Source organism: Actinosynnema sp. NPDC059335 (genome assembly GCF_042752395.1).
Taxonomy (GTDB): domain Bacteria; phylum Actinomycetota; class Actinomycetes; order Mycobacteriales; family Pseudonocardiaceae; genus Actinosynnema.
In genome coordinates, this window is record NZ_JBHYXZ010000203.1 from 6,058 (window position 1) to 11,880 (window position 5,823).

Sequence of the window (5,823 nt, forward strand, 5' to 3'; positions counted from 1 at the left end):
CTGGCGCGGCGCGCCGCCGAGCTGGTCGCTCTGTTTCTACACCATCCGCGGGGGCCCCCGGGGTCGGGGGGGGGGGGCGGCCCCCGGGGGGGCCCCCCACGACAGCAGGGCCAGCGCCACCGCGGCGTCGAAGTAGTACGCCTGTCCCCGCAGGTAGCACAGCAGGGCCAGCAGCGCGATGACGGCGACCGCGAGGAGGTCCAGCGCGACGACCCGTTGGAGGACGTCGCGGGCGCGCACCAGCGCGATGCCGCCGGCGACCAGCAGCAGCGTCACCCAGAAGAGGGCGGTGATGACGACGACGGCGGGCATGGCGGTCACGGGAAGACGCGGCGCTGGCGCCGCCGGTAGGAGTCGAGCTGGGCGGCGATCACGGCCTCCGGGTCGCGCGCGTCGAGGACGTGCAGCAGCATCCGGCCGCGGTGCTCGTCCACCTCCACGACGACGGTGTCGGGCACGAAGCCGACGCGCACGCCCCAGGCCGCCGCGGAGGCCGGCGCGCCCGGCGGTATCGGGATCTCCACGAGCCCGCCCTCGGCCGGGCCGCGGCCGACGAGGGCGACGGCGGTCTGCCAGGTGCCCACCACCAGGTCGACCAGCGTCCCGCCGAGCAGCGCCGGCACGCCCGCGAGCCGGCGGCCCAGCGGCGGCGGTGGCTGCGCCGGCCGGACCCGCCGGGCCGCGACCACGATCACCGTCGACAGGAGGAGCCCGACGAGGACGTCCCCGGGGCGCAGGCTCGTCAATGCCAGCAGGTAGACGGCGGTGAGCACGACGACGCGGAGCAGCAGTGCGGGCATTCCGACCTCCCTGGTCATTCGGGGTGCGCGGCCAGCAGCGCCTCGACCGCGTGGCTGCCGATCAGGAGCAGCGGCTCGGGCCACAGCCCGGTGACGAGCACCAGCAGCGCCAGCGCCGCGGCGAGCAGCCGCTGGGGCAGCGGGCTCGGCGCGCCGGTCGCCTGCGGGTCCGGCCGCCAGAAGCGGCGTTGGTAGACCTGGAACATGTAGACCAGCGACAGCGCGCTGCCGACCAGGAGCAGCACCACGAGGGCGGCGCTGCCGGCCACGATCCCGGTGCGGAACAGCTCCAGCTTGCCGATGAACCCCGCGGCCGGCGGCACGCCCGCGACGCTGAGCGCGCCGACCGCGAACGCGCCCGCGACCAGCGCGCCCCGCACGCCCGCGGCCAGGAACAGCAGCGCCTTGTTCAGGGAGTTGATCACGCTGTAGAGCACCGCCGCCATGAGCCCGACCGGTCCGCCCACGCCGAGCGCCACCAGCACGTACCCGACCTGGCCGATCGCGGAGTAGGCCAGCATCTCGGCCGCGTCGCCGCGGGAGACCGCCAGCACGCCGCCGTAGACGATCGACGCCGCGCCCAGCACGACCAGCGCGACGCCGGCGAGCCGCAACTGCTCGGGGAACAGGTCCACGCCGAAGCGCAGCAGGCCGTACGCGCCGATGTTCGCCACCGCGCCGCTGAGCACGGCGGCGACCGCGGGCCGGGCGCCGGCGTAGACGGTGGGCAGCCAGAAGTGGAACGGGAACAGGCCGAGCTTGACGCTGAACGCGATGAAGAACCCGGCCGCGATCAGCACCGCCGCGTTGGGGTCGACGGCGAGCATGCGCGCGGCCACCTGCTCCATCGCCAGCGCGCCGGTCACCCGGTACGCGCCGGCCACGGACAGCAGGAAGATGAACGACCCCAGCAGGTTGACCGCGGTGAACACCAGCGCCGACCGCAGCTGCCGCCGCTTGCCGCCGTAGGCGCTCAGCGCGTACGACGCGGTCATCGCCAGCTCGAAGAAGACGTAGAACGAGAACACGTCGGCGGTGACGAACAGGCCGGTCAGCCCGGCGCCGAGCAGCACGACCAGGCCGGGCAGGGTTCGCGACCGGACCCCGCCCACCGCCTCGTGGACGGCCGCGGCGAGCAGCACGAGCACCGACAGCAGCGCGAAGGCCACACCCAGGGCGTCGGCCCGCAGCACGATCCCCACGCCGACGGGCCAGCCGCCGGTCACGACCTCGCGCGCGGCGCCGGTGAACACGTCGGCGGCGAGCACGCCCAGCACGGCCAGCGTGGCGGCGAGCGACGCGACGGCGAGCCAGGCGACGACCCGCCGGCGCCCGTCGAGCGCGACGAGGACCGCGCCGGTCACCCAGGGCACGAGGAGGGCGGTCGAGAGCAGCATCAGGGCGTCACCCGCCCGGCCTCGGGCCGCGGTTCGTCGTCCCGGTCGTCGCCCTCGGTCTCCTCGCGGTCGGCCTGCCGCTGCCGCTCCAGGCTCGCCTCGTGCTCGGCCTCGGTCGCGGCCAGCTCGTCCTGCTCGGCGGTCCGGAAGACCACGACCGCGCGGTGCACGAGGGCGAGCAGCAGCGCCACCGTGGCCAGCCCGATGACCAGCGCGGTCAGCGCCAGGGCCTGCGGCAGCGGGTCGCTCACCGCGTCGCCCGGCGACACCGCGATCGCGGCCCCGCCGCGGGTCAGCGCCGAGGCGATGATCGTGACGACGGCGCTCTGCGAGATCAGCATGATGCCCGCGACCATCCGGACGAGGTCGCGCTTGAGCAGCAGGTAGGCGCCGGAGCCGAACAGGACGGCCGCGGCCAGGGCGAAGGCGAGGATCACCGCTTGCCCACCCCCGGCGGCCGGCGGGCGAGCTGGTGCAGCAACGTGGTGAGCACGCCGACGACCAGGACGAACACCCCGAGGTCGAACACCAGCGGGGTGAACAGCTCCAGCGTGCCGATCCTGGTGACGTGCTCGCCGCGACCGGGGCGGTGGCTGACCGGCGGCTCGCCGAGCAGGAGGGGGAAGAACCCGCCGGCGAGCGCGAGGAGCAGGCCGCCGACGGCGAGCTTGGGCGCGTGCCGCAGCACGGGCAGCGCCGACTCGGCGCCCTCGGCGCCGTAGGCCACGTAGATCAGCGCGATGGCCAGCGCGACGATCACCCCGGCGGCGAACCCGTCGCCGACCTCGACGTAGCCCTTGACGATCAGGGCGGCGGCGACGACCAGGCTCGGGCCGGGCAGCAGCCGGGCGACGACCCGGACCACCGAGTCCGGCGGCCCGTCCTCGTCCTCCGCGCTCACCACAGCCTGCCCCGTCGCATCAGGGTGGCCACGCCGACCACGGCGACCAGCAGCACCGTGATCTCGACCAGGGTGTCCAGGCCGCGGAAGTCGGCGACGATCACCGTGACCACGTCGCCGCCGTGCGCGACCGGGGTGAGCCGGATGTGCTCGGCCGACACGCTGTCGGGCGCGGGCTGGGACAGGAACCCCCACACCGAGACGAGCACGGCCAGCCCGGCGACCCCGCCGGCGACCGCGTCGCGCCGGCGGCGGGTGCGGGCGGGCGCCGTGGCGTCGGCATCCGGGGCCTCGTGGGGCATGCGGGTCAGCGCGGCGACGAAGACCAGCGTCAGCATGGTCTCGACCACGACGGCCACCAGCGCCACGTCCGGCGCGCCGACGAGCGCGTACACCGCCGCCAGCGCGAAGCCGACCACGGCCAGGGCCAGCGCCAGGGCGAGCCGGGCGCGGGAGTTCGCGATCACCACGGTCGCGATGACCACCAGCGCCAGCAGCGGGAGGATCAGCCAGTCCGCCCCCGCGACCGGGCCGACCGCGTACGCGCCGGAGGTCGGGGTGACGACGAACGCCAGGCCGATCACCAGGCCGGCCGGCACGAGCACCGCGGCGATGCTGGTGCGCAGGTCCCTGACCTCCCGGTCGTGCACCGCGGCCGACGCGCGGTCCAGCCCGTGCAGCGCCGCCTCGTAGGCCCGGCGCGGACCCCACCGCTCCCCCGCCGCGGCCACCGCCCGCGCCACCGGGTCCACCAGGCGCGGCAGCACGAGCAGCAGCCCGCCCAGCACCCACGCGGCGACCGCCATGAGGTTCTCCGGGCGGGCGTCGAGGTGGTAGCCGGGGGACAGGGTCACCGGCCCGCCGGTCGACACGCCGGCCGCGTCGCCGGCCAGCCGCGCGAACGGCGTCGTGACCAGGCCGCCGAACACCGAGAGCGCGGCGAGGAACACGACCGGGGCGACCAGCAGGCGCGAGGTCGCGCCGATCCCGCCGCGGGGCGGGCCGAGGAACAGCCGCGCCCAGAAGCGCCCGATGTAGGCCACGGTCAGGGTCGCCGCGACCACGGCCAGCACCGCGGTCACCGGGCCGTGCCGCAGCGCCGCGGTGAACAGCAGTTCGTCCTTGAAGAACCCGATGGTCAGCGGCAGCGCGGCCAGCGTCGCGGCCGCCACCCCGGCCGCCGTCGCGAGCACCGGCGCCCGGCGGCCGAGCCCGCCCAGCCGGGACAGCCGGTCCTCGCCGGTGGCCATGGTGATCGCGCCCGCGGTCATGAACAGGGCGCTCTTGGCCATGGCGTGCGCCACCACGTAGAACGCGGCCGCGCCGTTGCCCTCGGCGCCGCCGATGCCGTACAGCATGACCAGGTAGCCGTACTGGGAGATGGTGGAGTAGGCGAGGACCTGCTTGAGCACGTCCTGGCGCAGCGCCAGCACCCCGCCCACCACGATGGACACCGCGCCGACGACCACCAGCCCGGTCAGCACCGCCTCGCTGCGGGCCAGCAGCCGGTGCACGCGGCCGATCACCAGCACGCCCGCCGCCACCATCGCCGCCGAGTGCAGGTAGGCCGAGACGGGGGTCGGCGCGGCCATCGCGCGCGGCAGCCAGAAGTGCAGCGGCGTCTGCGCGCTCTTGGCGATCGCGGCCACCGCCAGCAGCGCGGCCGCGAGCGTGGTCGTCGGCGACGGGTCGGCGCGCTCCAGCAGCTCGGGGATCGAGAACGTGCCGTGCGCGGCGTAGAGCAGCACGGCGGCCACCAGCATCGCCACGGCGGCGACCACGGTGACCAGCAACGCCATCAGCGCCGCCGTCCGCGCGGCCCGCTCGGCCCGGTCGAAGCCGATGAGGAAGTACGAGCACACCGCGGTCAGGTCGAAGAAGACGAACACCAGCACGAGGTCCTGCGCCGTGGCCAGGCCGACCATGGCCACGGCGAACAACGTCATCCAGGGCCAGAACCGCCACCGCTCGACCGCCGACCGGCGCTCGTGCTCCAGGTGCAGGGTGAGGTAGCGGGTGCCGTAGGCGAACACGAGGGCGCCGACCCCGGTGGCGAGCAACCCGTAGAGCACGGCGAGCCCGTCGAGCGCGAAGCCCAGCCGCAGGTCCAGGGTGGACGCCCAGGGCAGCGAGAACCCGCCGCCGCCGGCCGACCAGCCGAGCAGGCACAGCGCGAACCCCGCGGCCGCGGTCACGCACGCCGTCCAGCCCTGCCAGTCCACGCCTGGACGCCCCTCACCGCGGGTTCCCGCACCACCGCGAACGAGGACCACGGGCAGCTCCTCCGGCCGGACGTCGACTAGTCCGCAACGTACGGGATCCCGAAGGGATCCGCAGACGGTGTGAACCCGCTCGGGTGGCCGTCGTCGCGGTGCGCAGCGGGTTTCCGGCCGTCCGAATCGGACGGGTCCGATGTGGTCGGTGCGCGCCGGCGGTTCACCTCGCCGACGCCCGGACGGGTTACACGACGCGCCGTCGTCCGACGATCCCGGTTCCACCGGGTTGTCACCCCGTCGGTGTCCGCCGACGGCTCCGCGGCCGAGATCGCGGCGGCGACGGCGGACGGCCGCACGGCGGTCCGCACGGGTCCCGCTCGCCCGGCGGATCGGGCTCGCCCCGGTCGGGCGGGACGGCGCGCCCCCCCCCCCCCGGGGCGCCCCCCGGCCGGGGCGCCGCGTGGCCCGCATGGGCGGTAAAGACGGGGAGACAAATAGAAAAACACCCC

At 75.5% G+C, this 5,823-nt stretch carries 6 protein-coding genes; all 6 read right to left on the bottom strand.

Translation table 11 applies throughout. The features are described 5' to 3' along the window. Positions 1 to 36 precede the first annotated feature (36 nt). From ACFXGA_RS36530 to mbhE, 6 genes are read right to left on the bottom strand one after another with little or no spacing between them, the layout of a single operon-like run. Positions 37 to 312, bottom strand: coding sequence for a monovalent cation/H+ antiporter complex subunit F (locus ACFXGA_RS36530; RefSeq protein WP_378096479.1), 276 nt, complete (start codon positions 310 to 312; stop codon positions 37 to 39). A 5-nt stretch (positions 313 to 317) separates the two neighbouring features. After that, the gene (locus ACFXGA_RS36535) at positions 318 to 800 is read right to left on the bottom strand and encodes a Na+/H+ antiporter subunit E (protein WP_378096482.1); all 483 of its coding nucleotides are present in this window, start codon (positions 798 to 800) and stop codon (positions 318 to 320) included. 14 nt (positions 801 to 814) lie between these two features. Next, positions 815 to 2,197, bottom strand: coding sequence for a complex I subunit 5 family protein (locus tag ACFXGA_RS36540; protein ID WP_378096485.1), 1,383 nt, complete (start codon positions 2,195 to 2,197; stop codon positions 815 to 817). Continuing rightward, positions 2,197 to 2,634, bottom strand: a complete 438-nt coding sequence (locus ACFXGA_RS36545) for an NADH-quinone oxidoreductase subunit K (RefSeq protein ID WP_378096487.1) — start codon at positions 2,632 to 2,634, stop codon at positions 2,197 to 2,199. Before ACFXGA_RS36545 ends, ACFXGA_RS36540 begins: the two co-directional genes overlap by 1 nt. Further along, on the bottom strand, positions 2,631 to 3,098 hold the full coding sequence (locus tag ACFXGA_RS36550; RefSeq protein ID WP_378096490.1) for an MnhB domain-containing protein: 468 nt from the start codon (positions 3,096 to 3,098) through the stop codon (positions 2,631 to 2,633). The genes ACFXGA_RS36545 and ACFXGA_RS36550 overlap by 4 nt, the downstream gene beginning before the upstream one ends. Further along, complete coding sequence (gene mbhE, locus ACFXGA_RS36555; RefSeq protein WP_378096493.1) at positions 3,095 to 5,371, bottom strand: hydrogen gas-evolving membrane-bound hydrogenase subunit E; 2,277 nt, start codon at positions 5,369 to 5,371, stop codon at positions 3,095 to 3,097. The genes ACFXGA_RS36550 and mbhE overlap by 4 nt, the downstream gene beginning before the upstream one ends. Positions 5,372 to 5,823: the final 452 nt, after the last annotated feature.

Bases quoted from the DNA above. Each gene is read 5' to 3' on its own strand.
- ACFXGA_RS36535 (WP_378096482.1), bottom strand. From the start codon at position 800: ATGCCCGCACTGCTGCTCCGCGTCGTCGTGCTCACCGCCGTCTACCTG.
- ACFXGA_RS36540 (WP_378096485.1), bottom strand. From the start codon at position 2,197: ATGCTGCTCTCGACCGCCCTCCTCGTGCCCTGGGTGACCGGCGCGGTC.
- ACFXGA_RS36530 (WP_378096479.1), bottom strand. From the start codon at position 312: ATGCCCGCCGTCGTCGTCATCACCGCCCTCTTCTGGGTGACGCTGCTG.